We start from the raw sequence: 23,196 nt of genomic DNA, 5'->3' as shown, positions 1-23,196 counted from the left end.
GCGCGGCCCTTTGCGTGGATGGTGTTCATGGGGTGCCGAAGTAGGCCTTCTGGTCGGTGTAGATCGTCGAGCGATTCGCGACTTGGTCCGAGGCCCACACCAGGATCTCGGACAGCTTCCCTTGGAACGGCCGGTCAAAGCTGGCGTTCGTGGTCGTCTGGTTGCCGTTGCCGATGATGATCTGATGGGGTCCAGAGCCTGCGTTCTGGTGAGTGCCGACAGCACCGGTCCCGCTCACGTAGGAGTTGCTCAGCGTCTTGAGGGTGTTATCGATATACATCGCCTCGGCCGGCGTCTGAGGCGTGATGAAATAGGCCGCCTGCGAGAGCGCCGTGGTGTTGCTGTCCGCACCCTGGCGCCCTACATAGTTGTTGGCGCCGCCACCTGCGCCAGTCGTCAGACCAACGCTGATATTCGTCGTGCGTCGCTCATGCACAAAACCGGAGTCGTAGTCGCGCTGTCCGGACCGCCGGAAGGCGTAGAACGCCTCGTTGCTGCTGCTCGTGCGCTGGCTTCGCTCAACAACGGCCGATGTGAATTGCCTTGTCGAATTGGGAGCGCTCGAGCTGTAGGCGGACGCAAGGACATCGTTCGTCCCGTCGAAGACGATGGAGGGCTTGCTGTTCTCCGTGTCCAGCGTGCCAGCGTTGACGATGCGCGGCTGGTTGGCCGTCGTCGCCATCGTTGCATCCAGTCCATTTCCGCCCTGGTCGTACCACGTCACCACGAAGCCAGAGCCGGCGCCGACAAACGACAGGAGCGTGGCGCTGTCCAAGTCGTTGCCACTGAAGCCGATGTCCTGCTCGGCGTTGTCGCTGCTGCGCCGAACGCGCAGAGCGCTGCCCGCATACGCCGTCCGCACCCTGCGGACGCTGTAGCCATGCCCGACGCCGGGCGGGAGCAAATCGAGAAGCAGGGTTCCGGTGATGCCTCCGATGTCCAGCAGAAGCCCGCGATGACCGACGATGCCGCTCATGCGAAGGCTTTCGCGATGGTGGCGCGCCACGTCGTACCTTGATCGAAACTCGTGATCGCGATCAAGTCGATGGCGCCCGATCCGGTCGAGACGACCCCGGCCGCACCACCCGCCCACTTGAACGATGCCGGCCAGGCCACGGTGCGCGCCGTCGTGTCCTGCGTGAAGCGAATCATCAGGCTCGCGCCCTTGCCAGCGGCCGGCAGGTTTGTGAAGACGATGCTCGTGACATTGGCCGTCGGCGCCAGCGTGAAGTAGTCGCCGAGTGAGCAATCGATGGTGACGACACCAGACGCGGGCGTGAGGACGGACACGGCGCTACGGTCCGGAGCGCCAGCGATCGCCGCCCAGGCGCTGCCGGTGTAGCGGTACAAAGCGCCGGCCACGTTGACCACCACGCCGGTGACCGGAGCGAATGCGTACCAGGTGCCCCCGCTGTAGATCGCCAGGTCGAGCGGGGTGAATCCAGCCCACTGCGCACCGGTATGCATCGCCGCGATGATGTAGATGTCCCCCTCGGCCGGACTGCCGGGCTGCGCGGTCACGGCCTGGCTGATCACGTTCCCGTGCAGGATCTGGTTCCGGCGCGCGTTGTCGTTGGCCGGGATCGAGTTCTGGTTCGTGCCCGACGCCCAGACAGCGTACGGAAGGATTGGAGTGCTCATCAGATGGCCCCTGAGGTTGCTGGGCCTGCGCCCATAATGCGATTGATAGAGGCGACGCTGACCGTGACGCCGCCACCGATGGCCGAAACGTCATAGGTGGAGGTCGGCGCCGTCTGGTCGAAGGTGACGGTCGAGGTGCCGACGAACGTCAGCCGGAAGCCCTGGAAGTTGATCGATGCCAGCGGTGCGTCGTCGGAGCCGAAGCGATGCCGCGGCGCCCAAGTCGTCGTCACGACATTGCCAGAGCGGGACAGCGCGAAGGAGGCGACGGGCCATTCGATCTGCGAGCGGCCGGCGTAGGTCTTCGACTGCTGCGCGGCGAGTTCCGGCGCCTGGTCGAAGCTAACGCCGCGGTGCGTCAGTGTCTGGCCGATCCACGACGACTGCGCCGGGACGTGGGTCATGTCCTCCAGCATCACGAACTTGGCGCCGACCAGGTGGGCCGCCGCGCCCGAGTTCAGCCGGCCGCGGTGCAGCGTCGATAGGCGGAAGATCCCGCCGCCCTCGTCCACCGCATCGCGGTACTGCATGACCTCGTGCGTGCCGTCAGCCTTCTCGAGCAGAAAAGCGCCCTGCTCCGCGAGAAACTGCGTGTTCGAGATGCTGTCGATCGTCTGCGTGGTGCGGTACAGCTGCACGCGCACGACGTTGGTCGTGTCGGTGATGTCCTCCGATGCGGCCGGGATCGCGTCGAGCAAGGTCCCGATTCGGGCCGCGCTGCTGATGCTGACGGCGTCCGTGAAGGATGCCCCGCCGTCCAAGCTGCGCTGCACCAGGGCGCCATACCACGCCGGCAAGGTGCCGGAAACCGCCACCAGGTAGTTCAGATCGTCCTCGGTGTCCTGCCGGCCCGAGATGTCCGCGACCACGAGCACTGTGTCGCCCGTGATGGTCGGCGGCGGGAGGGTTGGCGGCGGGATCGGGACGCCCGTCAGGCTCGAGGTGTATGCGCTCTGCCGGTCCTTGCGGAGGGTCCACTTAATGACGCCGTCCGCGTGCTCGGTCTTCTCCAGCCGTTCGCGCGAGGTCCGACCGCGCAGGGTCACCGCAAGGACGTCGCTTGCCACATACTTGATGAGACTGTCCGGGACCGACAGGACCAGTTCGCCCTCGGCTTCGGCCCACACGACTTTATGGCGCTTCGATGCGGACTGCGCGGCCTGGTCTTCGTTGAGAGAGAAGGCCGTCTGCATCGTGACCTCGCCCACTACCCGGACATCCGGGCTGCTGCGCTGGCTCGTCGCCTTGACGGTCGGATAGCCGCTGGCGGCATGCTGGTACTGCAAGTGCAGCTTCTTCGGGAACTCGACCGCTTGCTCACGGCGAGAGAGGTCTGGAACCTCGATCAGATCGTCGATGGTGATGCTGCCGGCGACCGCCTTCCCGCGCTTCGGATACCAGAGCTTCTTGTCGTACTCTGCCTTGTCGAAGAAATACTGGCTGCGCGCAGCATCGATTGCGTCCCCGCCGTTGTAGTCGCCGGCCAGAACCAGCCCGGTGACCTGGTCGGTCAGTTCGGACACATCGCGCTTGGACGCAGGAACGCCACAGCGGTCGTGGATCTCGGCCACGATGTCGCCAAGTACCATCGGGACGCCGCTGAAAGTCGCAGGCGTGCCTATGAAGTAGGTCTTGCGAGTGCGCTGGATGTAGATGCCGTCATCCGTGAAAACGACGCGTGTGATGACGCCAGTACCGGCGCCAGTGAGGCCGACCGATGTCAACAGGACACCCGTCGAAAGCCGGTAGATGTCCGCGGTCGTGCCTCCGTAGACGTAGACGGCCATGTCCTTCGTCTCGTCGATGCCGAAGCCGTTCAGCGCCGAAGCGCCTGGGAATCTGGCGGCCACCGCTGCGGGGAGCGTCACCGTCCCCGTCAATGCGAGATTGGCGTCGTAGGTGTTGAATGTGCCGGCGCAGTTGTAGGGAATGGCGCGAACGTTCCCGGCGCGCGAAACGTGCATCCAGAAGATCGGGCTGGTCGAGCTCCCGGTGATTCCCGAGATCGAGGCCGATGGCAGAGTGCCACCCACCTTCGAAAACTTGTAGATCGAGTCCCACGCCGTGCCAGCACCGCTTCCCGTCATCCGAACGCCGAGATATATCGCGTTCGACGTGATGAAGATCAGGCCTCCGTATTCTGGGAAGAAGGTGCTCTCGCCAAACCACCAGCTTGGAGATGCGCCAGAGGTCGGCTTCAGGGATGAGACCGAGGAGCCGCCTGCTACCACCTTGCAATAGCCAAAGTTGGCGTCGTAGGAAACGGCATACCCTTGGTCATCGAAGGCAATCGGCCACAATCGAGGATCTCCCGCTGTGTTGCCTGCGTTGAAAATAGTTGCCGTGCTGGTGGGCGTCAGCGATGTGAATTTCTTCGGGTACATCGCAACGTCGTAGCTACCCCCAGGGCTTGCCACTTCAAACCCCGAGGCGCCTCCATTGATGAAGTTCTGTGCCAAGTAAGGCACGCCCGTCGCGTCCGCTGCGATATAGGTGCCGGTCGATGGTTCCGGCCCAACAGTGAGGCCGCTCGGATTGCTCGACGTGATGGCCCTTGCGACTTCGAAGCGGTACTGCGGAATCGAGCCCCGGCGGTCGGTCAGGTCGCGCCCGACGAACACCATGTAGGCGGTGCCGCGGTAGGCCGGCGTGTCTGGCGCCTGGCCGAAGGGTTCGGGCCCACCCTGAGACATGAGGAAAGCGTCGGGCATCTGGGTCTCGTCGCCCAGGTAGATCCCACAGCCGAAGAACCACTTCGCAGACTCGGCCAGCATCGCCGAGCCGGTTCGAACGTCATAGACGAGCTTGTCGTCCTCCCAGATCCGCAGGACGCCGCCGATCGGCCCCTCGCAGATGCGAATCGCGTAGGTGCGAATGCAGATCTCGTTCGACTGCTTGGCCTCGCCGCCCTTGCCGCCAGTGATGACATCACCTTTGACAAGCCGGCCGGACTGGATGATGTTACCGGTGACCGTATGGGTGGCGAAGACGATCGCGCGCGGGGCGCCTTCTGCAGAGGTCTGCACACCGGTCTCGCCGATGCGCGGGCCTTTCATCATCTCCGGATCGACGGCATTCCCGATCAGGGAGCCGACCGCCAAGCCGACCTGCGGCATGCCGAAGATCCCGCCGACGATGCCGCCAACGACGGTTAGAGCTGTGCGCGCCATCAGTCGGCACCCCCCATTGGCATCGGCCAGCAGACCAGCAGGCCAGCAACAGACTTGAGCTCCATAGGCTTGACGTCGGGCTGGCCGACGAGACGGCCGCAAGCGGCGAGCGGGTCAATCGCTGTGCCGATGCAGCTGCCACCCCCCGTGAGGCCAATCGGGTAGTTGAAGAAAGCACCCGGAACACCGGCTCCAACGATCGCAAGAAAAGTGCGCGCCATTAGACGGGCCTCCGGAAGACAGCGACGATGCGGCGCCGATAGTGGTCGACCAGCCCGACTTCGGACACGCGCGAAACGCTCGGCTCGCCGTCCGCGTGGATCAACGAAAGGACGTGATGCGGGTCGTCGCCTACGATCCCGAGGTGGTGCGGCTGGGTGGACCCGAATGCAGCGCTGGTCATCAGGAGGATGTCGCCGACCTTCGGGCCGTCCAGCACCGGATCGCCCAGCGCCGCGCGCACGCCTGCCATCAGGCCATCGCGGTACGGCTCGCGACCGTAGTGCTCGATGACGGGCACCACGACGCCCAGGTCTGCATACGCGCAGATCAGCAGGCCGGCGCAATCCACGCCACGGCGCGAGCGCCCAAGGTGGCGCCAAGGCACGCCCAGGTAGGTGCGCGCCTGTTCAACTAGCTTGTTCATGGGGCGGTGGTGCCTCCGCCAAGGGAAGCGCCTACGGTGGCGCCAGGGGTGTTGATCGCGTCGCCATCAGCGATCGGGATCAGCGGCTCGCCGCGGTAGTGCAGCTTCCATTCCGTCGCGCTGACGCTGTTCCAGTGGGCTTTGCATCCGTTGGCGCCCTCCACCCACTTCGTGCAGTCGGGGCGAACTTTGAAGGTGTCGCCGGCCACGATCGGGAACATGGTCTCGAAGGTGAGCGTGATCGCCCCACCCGCGCTCTGCGACTCCACCTCATAAGTCCGGCCCATGTTCTTTCCCGAGAGCCACACCAGCATGCCGGGAACATAGGTGTTCGCCGCGGCGCCGAGCGCGCTGGCCGTGAACGAGTTGTTCGGCTCCGCGCCCACCGACGTGACGGTCTGCGCCCCAGTGAACTCGGCAACTGCATTCTTGCCGCAGGGGAAGCGCTGCTCGAAGACCCCGCCACCCGTGCCGATCGGCTGGCTACCGTAGACGGCGCGGCAGGTGATCGAATCCTTCTCCACGATCGACTGCTTGAGCAGCTTCGACAGCGCGGTGAACTCGGTCCAGAAACTCAGACCATTCTCGACGCGCATCTGCCCGGTCGTTCCGTAGCCGAGCACGACATGGCCCATCGACAGGTCTTCGTAGTTGACCAGGTAGATGGTCGCCTCGGCATAGTCGTAGACGCCCGCGACGATGTCGGCCTCGCTTATCGGAAGGTCGAACTCCGGGATCAGGCTCTGGATCTCGGTGTTGTCCACGGTCATGTCCAGCGACGACACCAGGGCGGCCGGGACCATGCCGATCTTGGCGAGGTACGTCACCGCGCCGGCGCCGTCGTCGTAGGTCACATCCTTGTCGAGCAGCGTGATGCCGATGGCCGGGTAGCCGGGCGTGACTGGCTTGATCAGCAACAGCTGCGTGACGGTCGTGGAACCGCTGTCGAGATGCGTCTGCAGCGCGGAAGGAACGGACCGGGTCATGCTGTGAGTGCCTCGACGAGTTCGATCGTCACCGTGCCGAGCCTCGGCGCGTTCCGGGTGAACGGGATGAAGTCGGAGCCGAAACGTACGCGCACGTCGAACTCGCAACTCGACTTGATGACCTGGCCAGAAGGCCAAGGCGAGACCGGCGTGACCATGCCGGTGGTCTCGTTCGTGGTTACCGCGATCGGCGTGCCGTTGGCCGTGACGACGACGGTCGAGGCGATCGGCAGGAGGATGTTCCGGACGAACGACGTCGGGCCGAAGGTGTAGGTCTTCGTGAGTTGGCGCGGCGTGCTGGTGCCGTCGCCGTTGGCCATGGCCTGATTGATCGCCTTGAAATCGTTCCAGTCCTTGAACCGGAAGGAATCCTTCTGGCCGCGCGCCGCCCAGAAGGCGATCAGGATCTCGTTCTGGCTCTCGGGGTCCAGCAGCGTGTAGTCCGCGGTGAACTTGTGGTGCGGCAAAGCCCACTCCGCATTGCGCTTGTCGACGCCGCTCGCCATCGGGACGACGCGGGTGTTCCAGGTCGGGCCGCCCGAGAAGCCGACGCTGACCTTGCGGCTCAGCTTGGTGTCGATGAAGGTCATCCCATCCTCCCGGCGCGGCGCTGCACGAGCGAGAGGTCGTTCGCGATCTGCGTGCGGGTGCGACGGTCGACCTGGCCATGCACGTCGACGTGGAAATTGTTCACGACGCCACCACCGCCGGGCGAGCCCTGCGGGGCCGCCAGGTTGCCGCCGACGATCGAATTGACGTAGCCGCCCTCGGCATAGCCGCGCTTGTTCAGACGCTCGAGGAACGACAGGCCAAGCCGCCGCGTGTTCTCGGCGTTCACGACGTACTCGCCGGCGTGGACAATCCCGGCCGGTTGGTACTTGGTGCCCGGGCCGGTATAGCCGCCCTCAGACCAGCCCATCGAACTGATCAGAGAGCCCAAGGCATCGCCTCCGCTCGAGCCCACGCTGTTGGCCAGGCCGAGTGCGCTGGAGATGCTGGAGCCGCCCATGGCTGCGGCGGCTGCGGTGGCTGCGGCAGCAAGGGTCGTGATCGCGGCGGTCGCACCCGTCGCGCTGGTGGCCAAGGCCGCCGTCGAGGTCGCAGCGGCAGCAGCGCCCGTTCCGCCCTTCGAGCCCGTTACCGAGCTGAGCAGCCCGCTCAGCCCATCTCCACCGCCGCCGAGACTCTTCAGCGCATCCTGCGCGAACGAAGCGAGCGGAGCAATGATCTCCTTGTCGACCATGCCCTTGATGATCTGGCGGCCGAGATTCTTGCCGAGATCGAGCCACTTCCCATCCTCACCCATGAGCTCGGCGGTGAGCGAGTCGCTGAGGCCGCCCAGGCCATTCGAGAGGATGCCTTCGGTCGTCTTCGCGACGTTGTTCGCCTCATCTATGAAGTTCTGCAGCGCCTCGCTCGCGCCGACGGCCCAGTCTTGCTGCTTGGCGAGCTTCTCCTTCCAGTACTTCTCGTCGAGGGCCAGCGAGCGCGCATGTGCATCGGCTTCGATGGCCAGGAACTTGTCGTATTCCTCGCTGGTGATCTGGTTGGCGCGGCGCTGCGTGTCGAGGTCGTTTCGGCGGCTCTGGAACTGATCGTCGCGTTGATTCTTGCGGGCGTCGATCTCGCGGTTGAGATTGCCCTTGCCCATGCCCGCGATCTCGCGGTCGTTCTGCCGAGCGATCGTGTCGACGTAGAACTTCGCGGCAGACGTGGCCTCCTCGTACTTGATCCGGATCTTGTCGAGGGCGTCTGCCTGCCTGATCGCCAGGACCTGTAGCTCCGTCGCGCCGTCCTGCCGGGCCTTGGCCAGCTTCGCTTCGACGTCCAGGATCTTCCGGGCGTTGTTGATCTGGTCCTTGCCGGACAGCTCCTCCTGCTGCAGGCGCGCGAGTTCCTTCTCCAAGCCCTGCTGCTGGGCTTGGTTGTTGTCGACTAGGAACTGCTTCTTCTGGTCCCAGTAGGCCGCCTCGGTGATGAGGTTGGCCGCGCGCTTGGCGTCCAGCACCTTCTCGCCGTTCGCGATCGTGTTGGTGATCGCCTCTTGCGCCTTGCGGATGTCCTCGAGGTCGAAGGCAAGCTGGGCCTTTGCCTCTTGGCCGGCTGTATCGCGGCCCTTCTTGACCCGGTCGGTGTTGATGCTGCCGGCCCGGGGCTTCTCGGGCGTGAAGCCCCGATCTTCCCGGCGCTTCGCCGCTGCATTGGCTGTGCGCTCCGCGATGCGCTTGTCCAGCGCGTCGGCCACACTGCCGCGGTTCGAAATCTTGCCGAAGTCCTCCGAAACGCCATCGATGATGCCGCCGATCGCCCGGAACTCGCCGCGCGCCGCGGATGCAGCTGCCGCCGCCACGCCGCCGATGGTCTTCCCGACGTATAGGAAGCCGGCCGCGACGTTCCCGGTCATGTCGACCAGCGTCGCCAGGAAGCGAGCGCCCTCGGTCGCGAAGTCGGCGATGCCCTGGTTCTTCGCCAAGTCGTTCGCCGCACCGCCCAGACCGACCGTCTCGGTGATCGCGTCCTTGATCGCGCCGGTCAAGTCGGTCACGGCCGGCAAGGACTGTGAAACGACGACCTGCGCAAGCGCCGTGATCTCGCTGCGCAGCCGGGCCTGAGCCTTCGAATGCTCGTCGGCCGCTTGGATCTGCGCGTCTGTGAGGCGGATCTGACGCTCGCCGCCGTCGGCGAGGTCGTTCAGGAACGGGATGATCTCCGCCGCGTTCTTGCCGTAGATGGCAGTGATCGCCGCCGTCTTGTCTGTCCCGTTGGCGAGGCCGGACATCGCTTTGGCGACCGCATCCAGCTGCTGCGCCGGCGAGAACTGTTTGAACTCCTGGAAGTTCAGGCCTAGCGCCTTGACGCCTTTGGCGACCAGCTTCGATTCGTCGTCAGTCTTGGCGAGCGCAGTGCTCAAGCGAATCGACGCGGCGGCGACCGTGTCGAGCGAGACGCCGGACACGTCGGAGGCGGTCTGCAGGCTCGAGATATTCTCGGCCGTCTCGCCAGTCTTCTCGCTGAGCTCTTGCCACTTGGCGATGCTCTCATTGACTTTGTTGAACAGGACAACGCCGCCCACTGCCGCAGCGCTCAGCGCGGCGCCGAGCTTGACCGCAGCCGCGGCCGTCGCGCTGAAGCCTTCCCGGATCTTTTGCCCGGTTGCCAGGCCGCGCTTGTAGCCCTCGTCCAGCTTGATCGCCGTGTCGGCTGCCTGCAGCTGCGCCTTCGTGGCCCCCTGAAGCGCCAACTCGTACAGCTTCGCCTCGCGCGTGGTGAGCCCGTTCGTCGCTGCGACCTTTTGCAGGTTTTGGACGTACTTGTCGATCGAGGACGCGCTGTCACGCGCGGCCTTGGCGCCGGCATCGAGAGTCTTCCCGAGCTTCTTGCTGGCGTTCTCGGTTTCGGCGATCGAAGAGGCGACCTTGTCGCCCACGGCAGCCAGCGCGTCCAGGTCCTTGGTGGCCTGGCGCGCCTGGCTGCTGTCGATCTTGATCCCGAGCGCTGCGAAATCGGTCATTGGCTGGCCTTGTTTTTCTGCGCCTGCATCTGCTGAAGCGCCATGCCTTCCATGAGAAGGAGGTGCTCGAAGATCTCGTCGCGTTCGTTGGAGGGCACCTTGAGGCGGCGCCAGATCTCAGGCAGGACACCCAGATCGAGCCCGTAGGCCCCGTTCATGCCGGCGCGCCACTGCGTGCGCATGGCACAGAAGACGCTGACCGTCATCCAGTTCTCGGGCCAGATGCCGAGTTCCTCGTCGGGAAAGTCTTCAGGCGTCAGATCCCACGCCGCGCGCGCTGCCCAATCCGGCGGATCGAACAAGCGGCGCGCGGCGTCGATCAGTTTTTTTCGCGTTGCTTCGTGAGTTCGTCGATGTACTTGTCGCGAATGGCGACAGCGGCGCCGATGCGCTCCTCGAGCAGGATCTCGACGTTCTCATTCGAAAAGGTCTCGTCGATGCCCCATCCCGCGATCACCTCGAGCACGATTTCGAGATCGAGGTTCTCGCCCGCGCGCGCCTTGCGGCGCTCCTCGAGTGATTCCAACCAGTCCGCGAACTGCTTCTTGGTGCGGTGCTTGAAGGTGAAGGGCACCTCCACGGAAGCCCCGCCGGCGACGGGGATGGCGACCTTCGCGGAGAAGGTCGGATCGGCTTTGAGTTTGAACATGCGGCCGATCAGTACTTGGTGGAGCGCGGGTTGACCTGCGAGAAGGTCGCGACGACCTGCATGTTCTGGTTCGTGTTCCACGACGGCTCACCATCGAAGCCGACGATCACCGACCAGTAGAAGAGCTTGCCGTTGGGCAGCGCGGCGCGCAGCACGTAGGTGTCGCCGGTCAGGTCGCTGGTGAGCAGCTGGTTGTACCAAGCGAGCGCGTTGTCGTAGTCCAGCGTCATCTGCATGGACCGGGCGTTCTTGAATGTCGGGCGCTGTTGCTGCAGGCCGGTCTCCAGGTAGACCCACTGGAAGTACTGCTGCTCGCCGCCGCTGGTGGCGATGTCGGTGACTTGCGACAGCGCGGTCCAGGCCGAGACCTTCTTTACCGTGCCCACGCCGGCGCCCGCGGGGAAGCGCGTCAGGCTCGTGGTGTCGAAGCCCTCCTCCTCGAAGGTGTTCGTCACCGGATTCGCGACGCGCACCACGCGGTCGCTCAGTTCCGGCCAGCCGGAGCTCTGCAGCAGGATGTCGCCGGCGGTGTAGCCGTGGGCGGCCGAGGTCGCCACGCCAGGATTGGCATTCGAGAGCGCAGTCACGCTCTTGGCGGCGTCGATCGTCGAGCTGATCGAGAAGATCGTTTTGTTGGGGAAAAGCGAAGACATGGCGGATGCCCTTTCGGAAATGAAAAAGCCGCCTCAAGGGCGGCTGGTTGCTGATGCCCGGAAGGGCGGGAAGGAAGCGGGAGGCGCGCGCGGGCGCCTATGTCGGGTAGGTGTCGGCCCGGTACTGGAAGTCGACCGGCAGGAGGTAGCGGTCGGAGCTGTCCGGCGACCACAGGCGCAGCGGGCTCAGCTGCTGCACGGCAAACGTGCCGCTCGTCAGGCGCAGATTCATCGGGAAGAGCGCGTCGAGCTCGGCGGCGATCGATTCGGCGGCGCCGGCTCCGTTGCCAGCCGGGCAGACGATGCTGATCTGGAAGACGCCGACGCGGTTGCGGTTGTCGCCGGCCAGGTCCCGGCTGGTGGTCGCGCCGCGCAGCAGGAAGGCTCGCAGGTAGGCGCCCGCCGGCGGCGTGAAGCTCACGTTCTCCCAGGCCACGGGCAGCGCCGGCACGCGCGCGGCGGCCCAGGTGCCCAGGCGGCCCTCGAACAGCGACCTGATCAGCTTGTCGCTCATTGCAGCGTCCTCACGTAGGCGTCGACGGCGCCGGGCAGTTCGGCCAGGGTGATGCGCACCATGCCGGCCGGCGCCTGCTTGGACCAGCCCTCGAACTCGAGGCGGTGGCCGTAGGGCAGCGAGTTGGAAATCCAGAACACGCCGCGGGCGGCATCGCCGACGACGTTCGCGCGAACCTGGGCCATGATCCCGCCCAGCGTCTGGCGGCCCGACTTGTCGGTGGTCTCGGTGGTGGTCGTGTTCTGCACGTCGATGCCGAACTGCCAGTTCGCGCGGAAGCGGCCGGTGTCGACCGGGCTCTTCAGGATCACGCCCTGGGCGGCCAGGATGATCGAGTACTGGACGGTCTTGTCGATGTTGTCGTTGGTCTTCTTCGTGAAGCCCCGGATCTGGTCGCCGAAGCCCGACATCAGAGGACCCCGCGCACCTGGACGTCGAACAGGACCGCCACCAGGGCGGGCTGGAGCGGCCGCGAGGCGACGACGTTGTAGGCCGTGCCGGCGATCGTCAGGGTGTCGCCCGTCTGCGGGTTGACGACGCCGATGGTCGACAGGTAGACGCGCTGGTCTCCCTGGCGGATCTTGGTGCCGTCGATGTCGTTCTGCTCGTAGTCGAACTTGGCGCCGGTGGCCGGCCAGGTGGTCGTGGTCTCGCCCGTCGTGGTGCCGGTGGTCGGGTCGTAGGCAGCCGGCGTCACGCGCGACAGCACCGCGGGGCCGCCGAACTCCTTCAGGATCTCGTCGGCGACGGCCGCCATCTCGTCATAGAAGCCGCTCATTCGAACCTCAGCGTGTCGATGCCGTTGCCGCAGTCGGTCTGGAAGTGGCACGCCACGCGCACCCCTTCGGCGGCACCATGGCCGAGGAACATCGCTGCCTCAGCGAAATCTCGCCCCGAGCCGAACGCGACCTGCTCGTTTTCGATGGGCATCGGATAGGGGCCGCAGCCGTAGGTGTCGATCCGTTCAGCGGTGATGACGATGAGCGTGGCCTTGTCTTCGCGAGCCTTTGCCGGGAACTTCTCCGGGTCGGCGCCGGCGCGAAACCACTCGCGCATCTCCGCCGCGGTATCCCAATCGCCCGTCATGGCGATCAGCTCACCGGCTGCGCCCCGGCAGATCTTGGTGACGGTGCGCGCGATGCCGCCACCCGAGGTGGCGCGCTTGTCGGCCGCCAATGTCTTCCCGTCCCAGGCGATGACCGTCATGCGCGCACCACCGGGATCAGGTTGCCGCCGGCGCCCAGGTAGGCGGCCAGCATGTTGTCGACCGCGGTGTACCGGGTCAGGCCAGAGGTGCCCTGGACGTATTCGGTCTCGATCGGGCCGACCTTCACCTTGGCCTTCAGGCGGCCGACATCAGGGAACAGGCTCGGCGCCGTGATCGCGCGCAGGGCCAGCTCGGCGCAGGCGTTGGCGACCGCCGCCGGCACCGTGGTGCTGTCGATGCAGAAGTTGTTGACGTAGACGCCGTAGCGCGGCCAGTCGAGGCTCTGGGTCGGCGTGACGCGATCGCCCTTCCACCGCTGACCGTAGGCCTGGACCATGTAGTCGGTCGCCTTGCGCAGCAGCTGCTCGCGGGTCGTGTCATCGACGACGGCGGCCCAGGCAGCATTCCCGCGTGCAAGGTGATAGGCGGTGGCGCCGGCGACCGAGATGTAGCTCTCAGCACCTACGGTGGGGGCGACGATCAGAGTCATGGAAGCTTCCGGTAGACAGTGCCGTAGGCCAGCCCCGGCGTGTTGCTCGGAGCACCGTTGGCGATGGGGATCTGGATCTGGATTCGGCGCACGTCCAAGTCGCTCTTGGTCTCACTGCCAGTCAGCTGGCAGTTCCCGTTCGCGGTGCCGATGAAGTCCAGCGGCTGCAGATCAGCGACCTGAATCGAGCCGCTGGGGTCATTCCAGCGGGGCGCCCAGTAGTAAAGGTAATTGGCGCCGAGGTCCGCCCAGGTGTCGCAGTACATCCGCTTGACGACCGTGCAGTAGCGGGTGTCTTCCAGCGCACGCGAATAGATCGTCCACGGGTTGTTCGGGTTGCTCGCCCATGCTGCTGCGCTGGCTGTCAAATTGATCGGTGGCGGCGTTGGCGTCGTCACCTGAATCATGGGAATCATGGCCGCCGTCTGGCCGGTGTTGTTCGGGTGCAGGATGTCTTGCAGCAGCGGATTGACGTCCACCAGTACGCGGCCGAACACCTGCTGCTTGTCGACGAACGCGACGTTTGCCGGAGCTGTCAGGCGCACGTTCTCGTATGCCTGCCAAATTCGATCGGTGTAGTCCTGCGCGGAGGCCAAGGGCACCACATATCCGTAGGCCTGGGGGTCCGTGAGTTGGAAGCTGTTCGGCGTCCACATCAGGATGTCGGCGCCCGGCAAGTTTGTCTTGATGCCGTCGATGAACTGCAGCAAGTTGGCCTGCATCTGCGCGACGGTGCGAGCGCCTTGTCGGACATCGTTGATCAGCCAACAACCGATAACCAGAGTTGCCGCCGATGCGTAGATGTCTCCCATGGATTGGGCCAATTGGCCCTCCAGGGTCTGGCCGTTGGCGCCACCGTTGACGACCGTCACGCCGCCCCACTCGCCGCCAGGTGCCGTGATCTGTTCGTTGATCTGCGACCACATCTGGTTGGCGACCAGCGTCGTACTGTCGCCGGACATGTAGACCTTGCCAGTTCCCGCCAGCACAGACGCCTTGAAGCGGGCCAGCGGATCGACGGCGGCATCGGCGCGCACATAGACCCCGCCGACCTTTGCCGAAAGCCCCGCTACCGCGGAATACACCCCCGCGTTCTTGGAGAAGACGCCCACCGTGTCGGTGTAGACGCCGCCAACCTTGACCTTGATCGCCATGTCAAGCTGTCTGGATGTAGATCGTGCCGTCGGGACGGCCGTCAGCGTTGGATGGGGCTGAGCTAGAAATCACGAACGCAGGAGGCTCTGTGGGCGGCTGCGTCGGGACCGTGAACGACACCGCGCCCGCCGTGCATTTCATGTGCAGGGTCTTGGTCGTCGGGTACGGGCCGAAGGTGGTCGTCGCACCGGTCACGGTGGAATCTGGGTTCTGGTCAGGCCTGTGATAAACGCGCACCGACGATCCCGGTGGCGCAACGACAACCAGCGAATCGCCGATCGCGAGTCGCTCGATGATCTCGGCATCTGTAGAACGAAGAGTTGGCATGGTGGAACCTTCAGGATCGAGTGCGGACCTTGCAAAGCGCCAACTCGTGGCGCTTCAAGAGATCGACTCAGGAGGCGTCGAGCAGTGCGGCCAGGTCGGCCTTCTTGGTGACGCCGTCGGGGATGGCGATGCCCTTGGCCTCGAGCTCGGCCTTGATCTCTTCGACCTTCAAGCCGTCGGAGGGCTTGGCTTCGGCGCCTTCCTGCTTGGCACATTCGCGCCAGCCGAGGCCCTTGTGTTGGTCAAGCGTGGTCGGGTGCACTTCAAGGTAGGCGCCATCCTTGGCGACGGGGATCAATTCGACTTGGGACATGGTGGTTTCTCCAGGGGTTGAGCGAGGCGAGAGGCCGGGAGCCGAAGCCCCCGGCGCTTCATCAGCCCATCACGAGGGCGACGTGCTCGCCCTGGACGACCTTGAAGCCGTAGGCGATGTGCAGCTGCCAGGTGGTCATGCCGTAGCCCGCGATCTGCAGCAGCAGGTAGGTCATGCCGAACTTGTCGCTGATCAGGGTCTGCTGAATGATCGGGTTCTCCGGGATGATCGGAGCGCGCATCACACCCACGACCGCCGAGCGCTCGAAGGCGAGGTTGGCGGTGTAGTTGTTGCCGACGGTCAGGGCGTTGGCGGTGGCGATGGTCACCCGGGCGCCAGGGCGACCCATGGTGATCGTGCCGGGCGCCGCCACACCGGTGTTGACCACGTACTTGTTGGCCGTGTCAGCCGCATACGTCACCACATCGCCGGCCAGCACGGTGCCGGTGCCGGTCACCAGCGCCACGTCGCGCACGCCGGGAGCGGTCGAACCCGAGGTCACATAGGAAGCGCCGGTGCCCTTCGTGTGCAGCGTGATGCCGGCCGATTCGCGGATCGCGAAGCCGAACTGACGCAGCAGGTCACCCGAGCGGCGCTCGGCGTCGCTACCTGCCTGGTAGGCCTGCTGGACGATGCCCAGCTTGCGCGCCGAGGTGCCGGCGGTCGAGTCGATGCACAGCTGCAGGTCGGCCATGGGCGCGCCGTTGTCGAACAGCACCTTCCGGACGTCCGGGATGATGTTGATGTCGGTGGCGAACGGGTTGGTGCCGGCCGTGCCGACAGCGCGCGAGGCGCCGACCTTGATCGCCGTGCATGCGGCGATCTCTGCCTTGTTGCGCAGGGCGCGCATGCCTTGGGCGACCATCTGGCGGACCCACTCCTTGTCGGAGTCGGCGTTCTGCAGGCTCTTGACCTGCTCGCCGGTCAGGTTCCAGTCGACGTAGTCGGTATTGGTGATCGCCACCGAGACACCGTCAGCCGTCGCGTCGTCTCCGGTCGGCATCGCCATTGCCGGGGTGAAGCTCTTGACTGCACGGATCGGAGCAACGGGCACCTTCACCAGGTCACCCACTGCGACACCCTTGTCGTCGAAGTCCGCGCTGATCGCGCTGATCACGCCGAAGGGCTCGTTCGAAACCTCCTGCGCGGCGCTGAAGAGAGTCGGCTGGATGGCGGTGAACACGTTGGCGCCGAGCACCATGCCGTTCTTGGCCATGTGCGCGAAGAGCGCATCGTGCACCTTGAAGCCGCAGACCTTGACGAAGTCGCGGGCCTGCGCGGGGAGCGCCGCGGCCACCGACGCAGCCGAAGCGAGGGCCACCGCAGCGAAGGCGATGAGCGAGGGGAAGAGCTTTTTCATGATTGGGCTTTCAGAAATGACAAAGCCCGCTCATGGCGGGCCCGGGGGGTTGGTGAAACGGAACCTGTTACTCGACGATGGAGTAGCCGTCGGCCATCGCCTTCGCGCGGGCTTTGGGCGGCAACGCATCGAACGCTGCCTGCTTCATCGTCTTGGCGCCGCCGCCCGAGCCGCCACCAGAAGCACCACCTCCCGTGGTACCCGACGGCTCGAATGCACGGCCAAAAACATCGGACTGGCGCATCTCGCCGACCAAATCCGCGATCGAAAGGAACTCGCCCTTGCCATTGACGCGAGGGTTGCCCGCCGCGTCCACGACTTGGACCTTGAAGTCGCCACCGTCCTCGATGACCTTCACCGAGGCGCGCACATGCGGCAGGAGCAGCGCGGGCACGCCCTTGGCGTCGGCGATTGCCGCCGTCGCATCGGCATCGATCAGACGCCGCTCCAGGCTTTTCGTCAGAGCACTGATGCGCTCGTCCTTTTTGCCCAGTTCGGTCTTGTGCTGGTCGGCCATCTGCTGCTTCAGCTTGTCCCACTCGCCGCTCTTGCCGAGGCGGTCCTGTTCGGCCTGAGCCGCCGCGTCGACGAGCGCCTGGATCTCCTCGGGCGTCTTGCCCAGAGCTTTCCACGCCGCAGCCTGCTGGGTGGCAGTCTTGGCGTTCTGGCGCTCTGCCTGCAGGGCAGATTTCAGGCCGACCGGGTCCTCGTAGCCGTCCACGTCGAGGACGAACTTCCCGTTCGACTCCTTGTAGAGGGCACGCTGAGCTTCGGGGATCGCGTCGATTGCGTCGACCGTCATCGGGATGGCGGTCAGCAGCAGGCCGGCGCGGGCCATGTAGCTCGTGAGGCGGTTGTGGGCGATGAGGAACATGCCGCGGATTGCGGACTTTCGGGTAGCGGTGGACATGAGAACCTTCCTCTCGAAGGGGTGGATGCGCCCATCTCGGGCAGTTGATGGCCGACGCGCATCACACGCGGCGGCCGGGAACGAAAAAAGCCGCTGGGCATCACGCACAGCGGCTTCGGGATCGGTGGGCCTTGCGGCCGAGGTATCAGGTCAGGCGACGACGACGCGCTCGCCCTTGAGCAGGCAGATAGCGCAGATCAGCGTCTTGGTGCCGCCGGTGGGCTTGCCGTCCTTGAGCAGCACACCGGACTTCGTTTCGATGAACTCGCGGGAGCCGCAGCGGCATTCGAGCATGGCGGCCGGCTTGGGCGTGCGCTTCACGCGCTGGCGCACCTTCTCGGCGAGAGGTGGTTCGGAGGGTTGGACGAGCTTCAGGGCCACGCCGGGATTCTAGGCCGGCCGAGGCTCCTGGCGGCCATAGCAGTGGAACAGCACCGGGCGGAGGCCGCCGCCGCGGATCGGGTAGATGGTCGCGAACCGCGTCGTGTACGTGGCGAATTCGTCGCCGACGGTAACCCTCAGCGGCTGCTCTGCGCGCACCACCTCGCCCAGTTCGGTGTCCACCCACAGCACCTCGCGCAGCTGCTCCTTGGTCTCGACGTCGTAGACGGCGGCGCCGCCTGCGTTGCTTGGGTCGTAGATCATTGGACGCCTGCCTTCTTGAATGCCGCCGCGTCGCGCTCGCGCAGCTGGTCGATGTCGATGAAAACGCCCTTGTCGTTCTGGAACTTGTCGATCGTCAGGCCGCCGTCGCGGAACAACTTGCCCCGCGTCGGGCCCAGCACCTCGTCCTGCACGCCGGCCGGCTGTGTCTTCAGCCACTCGCCGTAGCTCATGTTCGCGTCGACTTGGCCGCCGGCGCTGGCCCGCGTGCCGTACAGCTTCGTCTGACCGGGCAGCAGCGGAAGCGCGGTGCTGCGGCAGTTGTAGTGGACGTTGCCCGGGCCGCAGCCCATCGGCGTGCACCAGGGCACCGAGTGACCGATCGGCTTCGGCCGCTCGTCCAGCGTGTAGCGCCGGCCGGAGCGGGCGATGCAAATGTCCGAGGTCCGGCTGTCCAGGGTGCTCAGCCACATCTGGCTGTCGATCACCTGCTCGTTCTCTTGGTAGAAGCGGTTGCGCGCGCCGGCGGCCGTGTGGCTGAGCGCGGTGCGCACGGTGGTTTCCAGGTTCCTGCGGTCCGTTTCCACGAACCCCTCGACGAACCCCTTGGCGCGGGTTCCGCGGATGTCGCTCACGATCTTGGCGGTCGGCTTGCCCTCCAGGTAGCCCATGCGGACGGCGTCCCGGATCCGCTTCGCCCGGGTCTCTCCGAGCTCGACAACCACCTCGCGCAGCATCTTCCCGGCGAACGGCCGGCTGTAGACCGCCTGCCATGCCTGCTCAGCGGATACCGCGGCCAGGCTGACCGACGGCGCGATCGCACCGCGGAACAGCTCGAACTGGTAGTTCGCCTCGGCGCCGGCCAGGTCACGCATGCCGACGATCAGACCGCCTTCGATGGCTTGGTAGGCCTGCTGATTCAAGGCCCGGACGCTGCCGAGCATGCTCTCCAGGTACTCGACGGTGGCGGTTCCAGCCGGCAGGCGCTCGAGGGCGACGGTCAGGGCCGCGAAGATGTCCGCGTCGGCCCGGTTCAGCATCGACATCAGCCGGCGCACCTGGCCGTTGCTGTAGCGCTGCAGGCTGATCTGGTGGCGGATGGTCAGGTCCAGCAGCTTCTTCGCCGCGGCGACCTCTGCGGCGTTCATCAGGCGGCGGCCGGGTCAGGCTTCTTCTTTGGCAGCCCGGTCAGCGGGTCGATGTTCGGGTCGGCGTTCGGATCGTCCATGGCGCCGAGCGCCGGGCCTTCCTCGTCCACCGCTGCCAGCTCGTCTTCAGGATCGATGTCCGCCGCCAGCATGCCGCGGCGCTGCTGCTCCCGAATGGCCGTCTGCTTCGTGATCAGGCCGGCCTGCTGCATGCTCAGGATCAACTGGGCCGAGGCATCGCTCAGGCTGCCGGCACCGAAGTCCTTGAACAGGCTCGCGTGACCGCCTTGCGGCTCCTTGACCCAGGCGGCCATGAACTGCAGCACCTGGTCGAGGCCATCCTCGACGATCTCGGTGATGCGCTGCAGGTCGCTCTTGTTCGCCTCGGCGTCGTTGTTCGACTGCGTGGCGGATTTCTGTTCGCCCGGCTTGACCACCAGCAGCTCTGCGCCGGTCTGGACCATCTGGGCTTCCAGCTTCTCGAGCGAGGTCTCGCCGGCCTCGATCGCCTTGCCCGTGTGCTCGACGAACTTCATGTCCGCGTTCAGCGGCAGCTTCACGGCCGAGGATGCGCCCACGGTCAGGCTCGAATTCTCATCGGCCCCGATCATGGCCAGGATCGGCACCCGCGCAACGTGCAGGATCGTGTCCTGGTCGCTTTGGCTCTGCCAGTGCTTGACGTTCAGGTGCGCCAAGTCGAGCAGCGGCGACACGCCGCACATGAAGCCCAGCTTCTTGCCGTAGAACGGCACAAACGGGATCTCGGTCAGCGTCGTGACTCCGCCCTCCTCCAGCGTCCAGTCATCCTCAGCCCTGGCGCCGGGCCTGTAGACCGACCACTTGCCGGGTTCCAGGACGCGCACGCGCGGTTCATTCTTGACGCCGAACTCCCCGTCCGACACCTCCTTCGTCTCTGCCAGGCGAAGCTGCGTCAGTCGAGTAACGCCGCCGGTGCGCATACTCTTCCACCCCAGGATCTGCGAGTGGCGGACGAAAACAAGGTAGGGACGCACGCCGAGTTCGCGCTCCTGCGCCAGTGTCCTCACGCCCTCGCCGACCTTCGGATAGTCCACCAGCACGCCGCAGATGCCGAAGCCCAGCGCCTCAGCCATGACGGCAGCCGAGAAGGTGTGCAGGTTGTTGCCCTGCTGGTCGGCGTCGTCGCACCAGGTCTTGATCTTCTCCGGCACGTCATCGGCCAGCGTCAGCTGCTTCGAGAACGGCTTGCCGCTCATCACCCCGATGGTGCGACCGAAAGCCGGGAAGAGGGTCGCCACGCTCAGGCGCGTGTTGTAGCTGGGCTGCTCCTCGTTTGGCCACTTCGGGAGGTAGGCGGCGCCGGCGGCGCGCATGGCCACAGTCCCGCCCAGCAACGCCTCGGCGATGGGCCAGTTCACCGCCATCGCGGCGACTTCCGGCGATTGATCTTGTACCTTGAGGGCCATGCGTTTGTCTTTCCGCGTCACATGCGCAGTGGCTCGACGGTCGTTATCCGCTTCACCGCCAGGATGCGGTAGCGCACCTCGTCGGCGATGTGGTCTTCGGCGTCCGTGTCGATGTCGTCAGGATCGCGTTCGCTCCGCGGCAGAACCGGCATCGTTCGGATGAACTGCCTGCAGCTCTCGAAAACGAAGATTCCCGGCTCTTCCATGCGCGCCGCGGCAGACGCTTGCAGCCGGCCGCGCAGCAGGCTCCAGCCTCGCTTTCGGGATCCCGGCGACTTGTCTGCCTTCTCCCAGCGCACCTTGTGGCGCTCCTGAATCTTGGCCGGGCTGTCGCCGTTCGTCTCGTCGAAGATGCTGCTGTCGGCCGGGCCCGGTTTGACCCGGTCTTGGATGCCCATATCGACCTGGTGCGTCACGATGCCGTCGGCGATGCCCGCATCGCTCATCTTCAGGCCCTCGTTCGGGCGCCCGTTCCAGCCATACCACTCGCCGATCCGGAACAGCGTGCCGCGCGGGAAGGCACGCTTCGTGCCGTCGGCCATGATCGCGTCCGTCCCATCCGACTCCGCCCAGAACCCCACCGAGAACGGCTTGCTGCTGCCCCAGTCGAAAGCCCTGTCGATTCGCCAGCTCGCCGGGATGGCGAAGGGCTTCAGGACATGCTTTTCCTGGTCCCACAAGTCATCGAACATGCCGCCAGCGATGATGTTCCAGTCGCCGTCCCGCATCGCCTTCACCAGCGCCGGGTTGCCGAGGCCTTCCAGCCGGTCCACATAGTCGGGATCGGTCTCGGTCAGCGTCGGGTTGTCGGCCAGCTTCGCAGGCACGTACTGCCGGCGCATGCCGCCCTCTTCCTTGGCCATCTGGGTGATGACCATCGGCGCGGCCTGGTCGACGAACGTCGCCTTCACCCAGTTGTGACCGACGCCGCCCGGGTTCGACCCGTTCACGATGCGCGGGAACAGACCCAGGTACTGCGCCGGCACCCGCAACCCGCCAAGGCGACACCGCCCGCGTAGGTAGCGATAGATGACGTCCGTGAAGTGCGTCAGCTCGTCGATCATCAGGACGTGGATTTCCGCGCCCTGGTACTTGAACCTGTCCTTCTCGTATTGGCAGTGGCAAAGGTGAATCTTTGCCCCGTTCCAGAACTCGATCGAGTTCTTGGACCAGTTGATCTTCGCGTGGCCCTGCTCGATCCACTCCGACAACATCGCGGGAAAGCCGGTCGGGCCTTCCATGTGGTTCTTCGCCAGGTCGTCCGAGATGCGCCGGAAGATGTAGACCTGCAACCCAGGTATCGCCGTGCACCACGCGATCGCGGCCGTCCGCATCAGGTGGCTCTTTCCGCCGCCGGCCGCGCCTCCGTACAGGATTTCCGTCGCTGTGGAGAGAAACGCCTCAGTTTGCCGGGGGTGGAGGTGCAGTTCCATGCAGCACCAGCTTCAATTCTGGAGTGGCGACCGAGCCGCTGTGCTCGAGCTTCGTCTTGTTCGTGAACACGCCGCCCGATTCCTTGGCGGCCTGCTCCAGCAGCTGCGACACCATCGCGGTGTTGCCCTGCCCTTCGACCTTGGTTAGCGTCCGCTGCAGCACCCGCAGCCGGTAGGCCTGCTGGGCAATCGGGATCGCGCTCACGTCGGCGAGGAACTTCTCGCGCGTGGCCTCGAAAACCGCCTGCAGCTTCTTGCTGATGCCCCGGCAGGTCGGCTTGCCAAAGTCATACGTCGAGACCTGCATCCGCGTGATCTCGACCTCGAACTGCTCCTTGACCGCGGCCGCAACCTGCGACGGCGTGTCGTAGCAGGCCAGCGCCTGGACGATGAACAGCTTGATCGGATCGGAAAGAGTTGCCATGTATGAGACCAGTCGCAGCTATGCCGCGCGAAGCAAGCAGGTCCCGCACGCGCCTGCAACGTCTGCCAGCCTGACTTCCGGCCGGCTGCCGGCGGCACGCGCCAACTGGGCGATTGCCCCGTTCGGGTCGCCCACCCCGTAACGCCTGACGACTCCGACGAACTCCTCGACGTCGTGGCCGCGGATCCCGATCTTGGGCAATCCGTCCTTCGTGAACACCGGGGCGCCGAACTCGTCCTTCTTGTGGGCGAGGTGGTAGAGCTCGTGCTCGACCAGGGCGCACCAGTCGACGTCCGAGCACTGGGCGGCGTAGTGCGCGTCCAGGGTTATCAGGAACGTCGGCAGGCGATCGAACCAGGCGAGGAACTGCTCCTCTTGCCGCATCTTCTGCCAACCGCCGGCCCGGAAGGTCACTTCCTCGGCCTGGCCGATGACTGTGCGCATCTGCTTCTGGAAGCCGCCCGGAGCCCACAGGACCTCAAGGTCGGCGTCGATCAGGTGCGCGTGGTCGGGGTTGTGGATCCGGCCGTCCTCGGCCAGGATCTCGCGCCCGATCCATTCCAGCACCTCGGGTGCTGGCTTGAACTGCTGCAGGTCTGCGGGCGGCATCG

General features: G+C 65.5%; 28 protein-coding genes. All 28 read right to left on the bottom strand.

All coding sequences use genetic code 11. The annotated features are described in order from the left end of the window. Window positions 1-25: 25 nt before the first annotated feature. Window positions 26-976, bottom strand: a complete 951-nt coding sequence (locus QZH52_RS06740) for a hypothetical protein (protein WP_301805717.1) — start codon at window positions 974-976, stop codon at window positions 26-28. Further along, window positions 973-1,641: a DUF2793 domain-containing protein gene (locus QZH52_RS06735; protein ID WP_301805715.1), complete on the bottom strand. Its 669-nt coding sequence runs from the start codon at window positions 1,639-1,641 to the stop codon at window positions 973-975. The genes QZH52_RS06740 and QZH52_RS06735 overlap by 4 nt, the downstream gene beginning before the upstream one ends. After that, on the bottom strand, window positions 1,641-4,811 hold the full coding sequence (locus QZH52_RS06730) for a phage tail protein (protein ID WP_301805714.1): 3,171 nt from the start codon (window positions 4,809-4,811) through the stop codon (window positions 1,641-1,643). Before QZH52_RS06730 ends, QZH52_RS06735 begins: the two co-directional genes overlap by 1 nt. Then, the gene (locus QZH52_RS06725) at window positions 4,811-5,032 is read right to left on the bottom strand and encodes a hypothetical protein (protein WP_301805713.1); all 222 of its coding nucleotides are present in this window, start codon (window positions 5,030-5,032) and stop codon (window positions 4,811-4,813) included. Before QZH52_RS06725 ends, QZH52_RS06730 begins: the two co-directional genes overlap by 1 nt. Next, window positions 5,032-5,457, bottom strand: a complete 426-nt coding sequence (locus QZH52_RS06720) for a C40 family peptidase (RefSeq protein WP_301805712.1) — start codon at window positions 5,455-5,457, stop codon at window positions 5,032-5,034. The genes QZH52_RS06725 and QZH52_RS06720 overlap by 1 nt, the downstream gene beginning before the upstream one ends. After that, a complete protein-coding gene (locus tag QZH52_RS06715) occupies window positions 5,454-6,443 on the bottom strand; it encodes a DUF2163 domain-containing protein (RefSeq protein ID WP_301805710.1) in 990 nt (329 codons plus the stop codon). Before QZH52_RS06715 ends, QZH52_RS06720 begins: the two co-directional genes overlap by 4 nt. Further along, window positions 6,440-7,033 (bottom strand): DUF2460 domain-containing protein, encoded by a 594-nt coding sequence (locus QZH52_RS06710; protein WP_301805708.1) that lies wholly within the window; start codon window positions 7,031-7,033, stop codon window positions 6,440-6,442. The genes QZH52_RS06715 and QZH52_RS06710 overlap by 4 nt, the downstream gene beginning before the upstream one ends. Next, on the bottom strand, window positions 7,030-9,954 hold the full coding sequence (locus QZH52_RS06705) for a phage tail tape measure C-terminal domain-containing protein (RefSeq protein ID WP_301805707.1): 2,925 nt from the start codon (window positions 9,952-9,954) through the stop codon (window positions 7,030-7,032). Before QZH52_RS06705 ends, QZH52_RS06710 begins: the two co-directional genes overlap by 4 nt. Then, complete coding sequence (locus tag QZH52_RS06700; RefSeq protein WP_301805706.1) at window positions 9,951-10,256, bottom strand: DUF1799 domain-containing protein; 306 nt, start codon at window positions 10,254-10,256, stop codon at window positions 9,951-9,953. Before QZH52_RS06700 ends, QZH52_RS06705 begins: the two co-directional genes overlap by 4 nt. A gap of 17 nt (window positions 10,257-10,273) precedes the next feature. After that, on the bottom strand, window positions 10,274-10,684 hold the full coding sequence (locus QZH52_RS06695) for a phage tail assembly chaperone (RefSeq protein ID WP_301805705.1): 411 nt from the start codon (window positions 10,682-10,684) through the stop codon (window positions 10,274-10,276). Further along, on the bottom strand, window positions 10,612-11,256 hold the full coding sequence (locus QZH52_RS06690; RefSeq protein WP_301805703.1) for a phage tail protein: 645 nt from the start codon (window positions 11,254-11,256) through the stop codon (window positions 10,612-10,614). The genes QZH52_RS06695 and QZH52_RS06690 overlap by 73 nt, the downstream gene beginning before the upstream one ends. A gap of 97 nt (window positions 11,257-11,353) precedes the next feature. After that, a complete protein-coding gene (locus QZH52_RS06685) occupies window positions 11,354-11,770 on the bottom strand; it encodes a phage tail terminator-like protein (protein ID WP_301805701.1) in 417 nt (138 codons plus the stop codon). Further along, window positions 11,767-12,180: an HK97 gp10 family phage protein gene (locus QZH52_RS06680; protein WP_301805700.1), complete on the bottom strand. Its 414-nt coding sequence runs from the start codon at window positions 12,178-12,180 to the stop codon at window positions 11,767-11,769. Before QZH52_RS06680 ends, QZH52_RS06685 begins: the two co-directional genes overlap by 4 nt. Continuing rightward, entirely contained in the window at window positions 12,180-12,548 is a 369-nt protein-coding gene (locus tag QZH52_RS06675) for a hypothetical protein (RefSeq protein WP_301805699.1), read from the bottom strand. The genes QZH52_RS06680 and QZH52_RS06675 overlap by 1 nt, the downstream gene beginning before the upstream one ends. After that, window positions 12,545-12,976 (bottom strand): hypothetical protein, encoded by a 432-nt coding sequence (locus QZH52_RS06670; RefSeq protein ID WP_301805696.1) that lies wholly within the window; start codon window positions 12,974-12,976, stop codon window positions 12,545-12,547. Before QZH52_RS06670 ends, QZH52_RS06675 begins: the two co-directional genes overlap by 4 nt. Further along, window positions 12,973-13,467, bottom strand: a complete 495-nt coding sequence (locus QZH52_RS06665; RefSeq protein ID WP_301805694.1) for a DnaT-like ssDNA-binding protein — start codon at window positions 13,465-13,467, stop codon at window positions 12,973-12,975. The genes QZH52_RS06670 and QZH52_RS06665 overlap by 4 nt, the downstream gene beginning before the upstream one ends. Continuing rightward, entirely contained in the window at window positions 13,464-14,621 is a 1,158-nt protein-coding gene (locus tag QZH52_RS06660; protein ID WP_301805691.1) for an SGNH/GDSL hydrolase family protein, read from the bottom strand. The genes QZH52_RS06665 and QZH52_RS06660 overlap by 4 nt, the downstream gene beginning before the upstream one ends. 1 nt (window position 14,622) lies before the next feature. Then, the gene (locus tag QZH52_RS06655) at window positions 14,623-14,949 is read right to left on the bottom strand and encodes a hypothetical protein (RefSeq protein ID WP_301805688.1); all 327 of its coding nucleotides are present in this window, start codon (window positions 14,947-14,949) and stop codon (window positions 14,623-14,625) included. Between the two features lie 67 nt (window positions 14,950-15,016). Continuing rightward, window positions 15,017-15,262: a hypothetical protein gene (locus tag QZH52_RS06650; protein WP_301805686.1), complete on the bottom strand. Its 246-nt coding sequence runs from the start codon at window positions 15,260-15,262 to the stop codon at window positions 15,017-15,019. 61 nt (window positions 15,263-15,323) lie between these two features. Beyond that, window positions 15,324-16,622: a major capsid protein gene (locus tag QZH52_RS06645; RefSeq protein ID WP_301805683.1), complete on the bottom strand. Its 1,299-nt coding sequence runs from the start codon at window positions 16,620-16,622 to the stop codon at window positions 15,324-15,326. A 67-nt stretch (window positions 16,623-16,689) separates the two neighbouring features. Continuing rightward, entirely contained in the window at window positions 16,690-17,532 is an 843-nt protein-coding gene (locus QZH52_RS06640; protein WP_301805680.1) for a hypothetical protein, read from the bottom strand. A 150-nt stretch (window positions 17,533-17,682) separates the two neighbouring features. Beyond that, window positions 17,683-17,913: a hypothetical protein gene (locus QZH52_RS06635; protein WP_301805677.1), complete on the bottom strand. Its 231-nt coding sequence runs from the start codon at window positions 17,911-17,913 to the stop codon at window positions 17,683-17,685. 9 nt (window positions 17,914-17,922) lie between these two features. Further along, complete coding sequence (locus QZH52_RS06630) at window positions 17,923-18,177, bottom strand: hypothetical protein (RefSeq protein WP_301805672.1); 255 nt, start codon at window positions 18,175-18,177, stop codon at window positions 17,923-17,925. Beyond that, the gene (locus QZH52_RS06625; protein WP_301805670.1) at window positions 18,174-19,283 is read right to left on the bottom strand and encodes a phage minor head protein; all 1,110 of its coding nucleotides are present in this window, start codon (window positions 19,281-19,283) and stop codon (window positions 18,174-18,176) included. The genes QZH52_RS06630 and QZH52_RS06625 overlap by 4 nt, the downstream gene beginning before the upstream one ends. Beyond that, window positions 19,283-20,728, bottom strand: coding sequence for a DUF4055 domain-containing protein (locus tag QZH52_RS06620; protein ID WP_301805667.1), 1,446 nt, complete (start codon window positions 20,726-20,728; stop codon window positions 19,283-19,285). The genes QZH52_RS06625 and QZH52_RS06620 overlap by 1 nt, the downstream gene beginning before the upstream one ends. Window positions 20,729-20,745: 17 nt before the next feature. Continuing rightward, on the bottom strand, window positions 20,746-22,161 hold the full coding sequence (locus tag QZH52_RS06615) for a terminase large subunit domain-containing protein (RefSeq protein ID WP_301805665.1): 1,416 nt from the start codon (window positions 22,159-22,161) through the stop codon (window positions 20,746-20,748). Beyond that, window positions 22,130-22,585 carry a DUF2280 domain-containing protein gene (locus QZH52_RS06610; protein WP_301805661.1) on the bottom strand — a complete coding sequence of 152 codons (456 nt, stop codon included), beginning with the start codon at window positions 22,583-22,585 and terminating at the stop codon, window positions 22,130-22,132. The genes QZH52_RS06615 and QZH52_RS06610 overlap by 32 nt, the downstream gene beginning before the upstream one ends. An 18-nt stretch (window positions 22,586-22,603) precedes the next feature. After that, window positions 22,604-23,194, bottom strand: a complete 591-nt coding sequence (locus tag QZH52_RS06605) for a putative metallopeptidase (protein ID WP_301805658.1) — start codon at window positions 23,192-23,194, stop codon at window positions 22,604-22,606. Window positions 23,195-23,196: the final 2 nt, after the last annotated feature.

The sequence above is a fragment of the Variovorax ginsengisoli genome (assembly GCF_030486595.1).
Classification (GTDB): domain Bacteria; phylum Pseudomonadota; class Gammaproteobacteria; order Burkholderiales; family Burkholderiaceae_C; genus Variovorax; species Variovorax ginsengisoli_B.
The sequence above is the reverse complement of the archived record's forward strand: the minus strand, read 5'-3'. Positions and strand labels throughout refer to the sequence as shown.

Excerpts from the sequence above, each read along its gene's own strand:
- QZH52_RS06650 (WP_301805686.1), bottom strand. The coding sequence starts at position 15,262 with ATGTCCCAAGTCGAATTGATCCCCGTCGCCAAGGATGGCGCCTACCTT.
- QZH52_RS06605 (WP_301805658.1), bottom strand. The coding sequence starts at position 23,194 with ATGCCGCCCGCAGACCTGCAGCAGTTCAAGCCAGCACCCGAGGTGCTG.
- QZH52_RS06680 (WP_301805700.1), bottom strand. The coding sequence starts at position 12,180 with ATGTCGGGCTTCGGCGACCAGATCCGGGGCTTCACGAAGAAGACCAAC.
- QZH52_RS06720 (WP_301805712.1), bottom strand. The coding sequence starts at position 5,457 with ATGAACAAGCTAGTTGAACAGGCGCGCACCTACCTGGGCGTGCCTTGG.
- QZH52_RS06665 (WP_301805694.1), bottom strand. The coding sequence starts at position 13,467 with ATGACTCTGATCGTCGCCCCCACCGTAGGTGCTGAGAGCTACATCTCG.
- QZH52_RS06715 (WP_301805710.1), bottom strand. The coding sequence starts at position 6,443 with ATGACCCGGTCCGTTCCTTCCGCGCTGCAGACGCATCTCGACAGCGGT.
- QZH52_RS06620 (WP_301805667.1), bottom strand. The coding sequence starts at position 20,728 with ATGGCCCTCAAGGTACAAGATCAATCGCCGGAAGTCGCCGCGATGGCG.
- QZH52_RS06655 (WP_301805688.1), bottom strand. The coding sequence starts at position 14,949 with ATGCCAACTCTTCGTTCTACAGATGCCGAGATCATCGAGCGACTCGCG.
- QZH52_RS06660 (WP_301805691.1), bottom strand. The coding sequence starts at position 14,621 with ATGGCGATCAAGGTCAAGGTTGGCGGCGTCTACACCGACACGGTGGGC.
- QZH52_RS06610 (WP_301805661.1), bottom strand. The coding sequence starts at position 22,585 with ATGGCAACTCTTTCCGATCCGATCAAGCTGTTCATCGTCCAGGCGCTG.
- QZH52_RS06645 (WP_301805683.1), bottom strand. The coding sequence starts at position 16,622 with ATGAAAAAGCTCTTCCCCTCGCTCATCGCCTTCGCTGCGGTGGCCCTC.
- QZH52_RS06625 (WP_301805670.1), bottom strand. The coding sequence starts at position 19,283 with ATGAACGCCGCAGAGGTCGCCGCGGCGAAGAAGCTGCTGGACCTGACC.
- QZH52_RS06735 (WP_301805715.1), bottom strand. The coding sequence starts at position 1,641 with ATGAGCACTCCAATCCTTCCGTACGCTGTCTGGGCGTCGGGCACGAAC.
- QZH52_RS06705 (WP_301805707.1), bottom strand. The coding sequence starts at position 9,954 with ATGACCGATTTCGCAGCGCTCGGGATCAAGATCGACAGCAGCCAGGCG.
- QZH52_RS06670 (WP_301805696.1), bottom strand. The coding sequence starts at position 12,976 with ATGACGGTCATCGCCTGGGACGGGAAGACATTGGCGGCCGACAAGCGC.
- QZH52_RS06630 (WP_301805672.1), bottom strand. The coding sequence starts at position 18,177 with ATGATCTACGACCCAAGCAACGCAGGCGGCGCCGCCGTCTACGACGTC.
- QZH52_RS06690 (WP_301805703.1), bottom strand. The coding sequence starts at position 11,256 with ATGTCTTCGCTTTTCCCCAACAAAACGATCTTCTCGATCAGCTCGACG.
- QZH52_RS06725 (WP_301805713.1), bottom strand. The coding sequence starts at position 5,032 with ATGGCGCGCACTTTTCTTGCGATCGTTGGAGCCGGTGTTCCGGGTGCT.
- QZH52_RS06730 (WP_301805714.1), bottom strand. The coding sequence starts at position 4,811 with ATGGCGCGCACAGCTCTAACCGTCGTTGGCGGCATCGTCGGCGGGATC.
- QZH52_RS06675 (WP_301805699.1), bottom strand. The coding sequence starts at position 12,548 with ATGAGCGGCTTCTATGACGAGATGGCGGCCGTCGCCGACGAGATCCTG.
- QZH52_RS06710 (WP_301805708.1), bottom strand. The coding sequence starts at position 7,033 with ATGACCTTCATCGACACCAAGCTGAGCCGCAAGGTCAGCGTCGGCTTC.
- QZH52_RS06640 (WP_301805680.1), bottom strand. The coding sequence starts at position 17,532 with ATGTCCACCGCTACCCGAAAGTCCGCAATCCGCGGCATGTTCCTCATC.
- QZH52_RS06740 (WP_301805717.1), bottom strand. The coding sequence starts at position 976 with ATGAGCGGCATCGTCGGTCATCGCGGGCTTCTGCTGGACATCGGAGGC.
- QZH52_RS06615 (WP_301805665.1), bottom strand. The coding sequence starts at position 22,161 with ATGGAACTGCACCTCCACCCCCGGCAAACTGAGGCGTTTCTCTCCACA.
- QZH52_RS06685 (WP_301805701.1), bottom strand. The coding sequence starts at position 11,770 with ATGAGCGACAAGCTGATCAGGTCGCTGTTCGAGGGCCGCCTGGGCACC.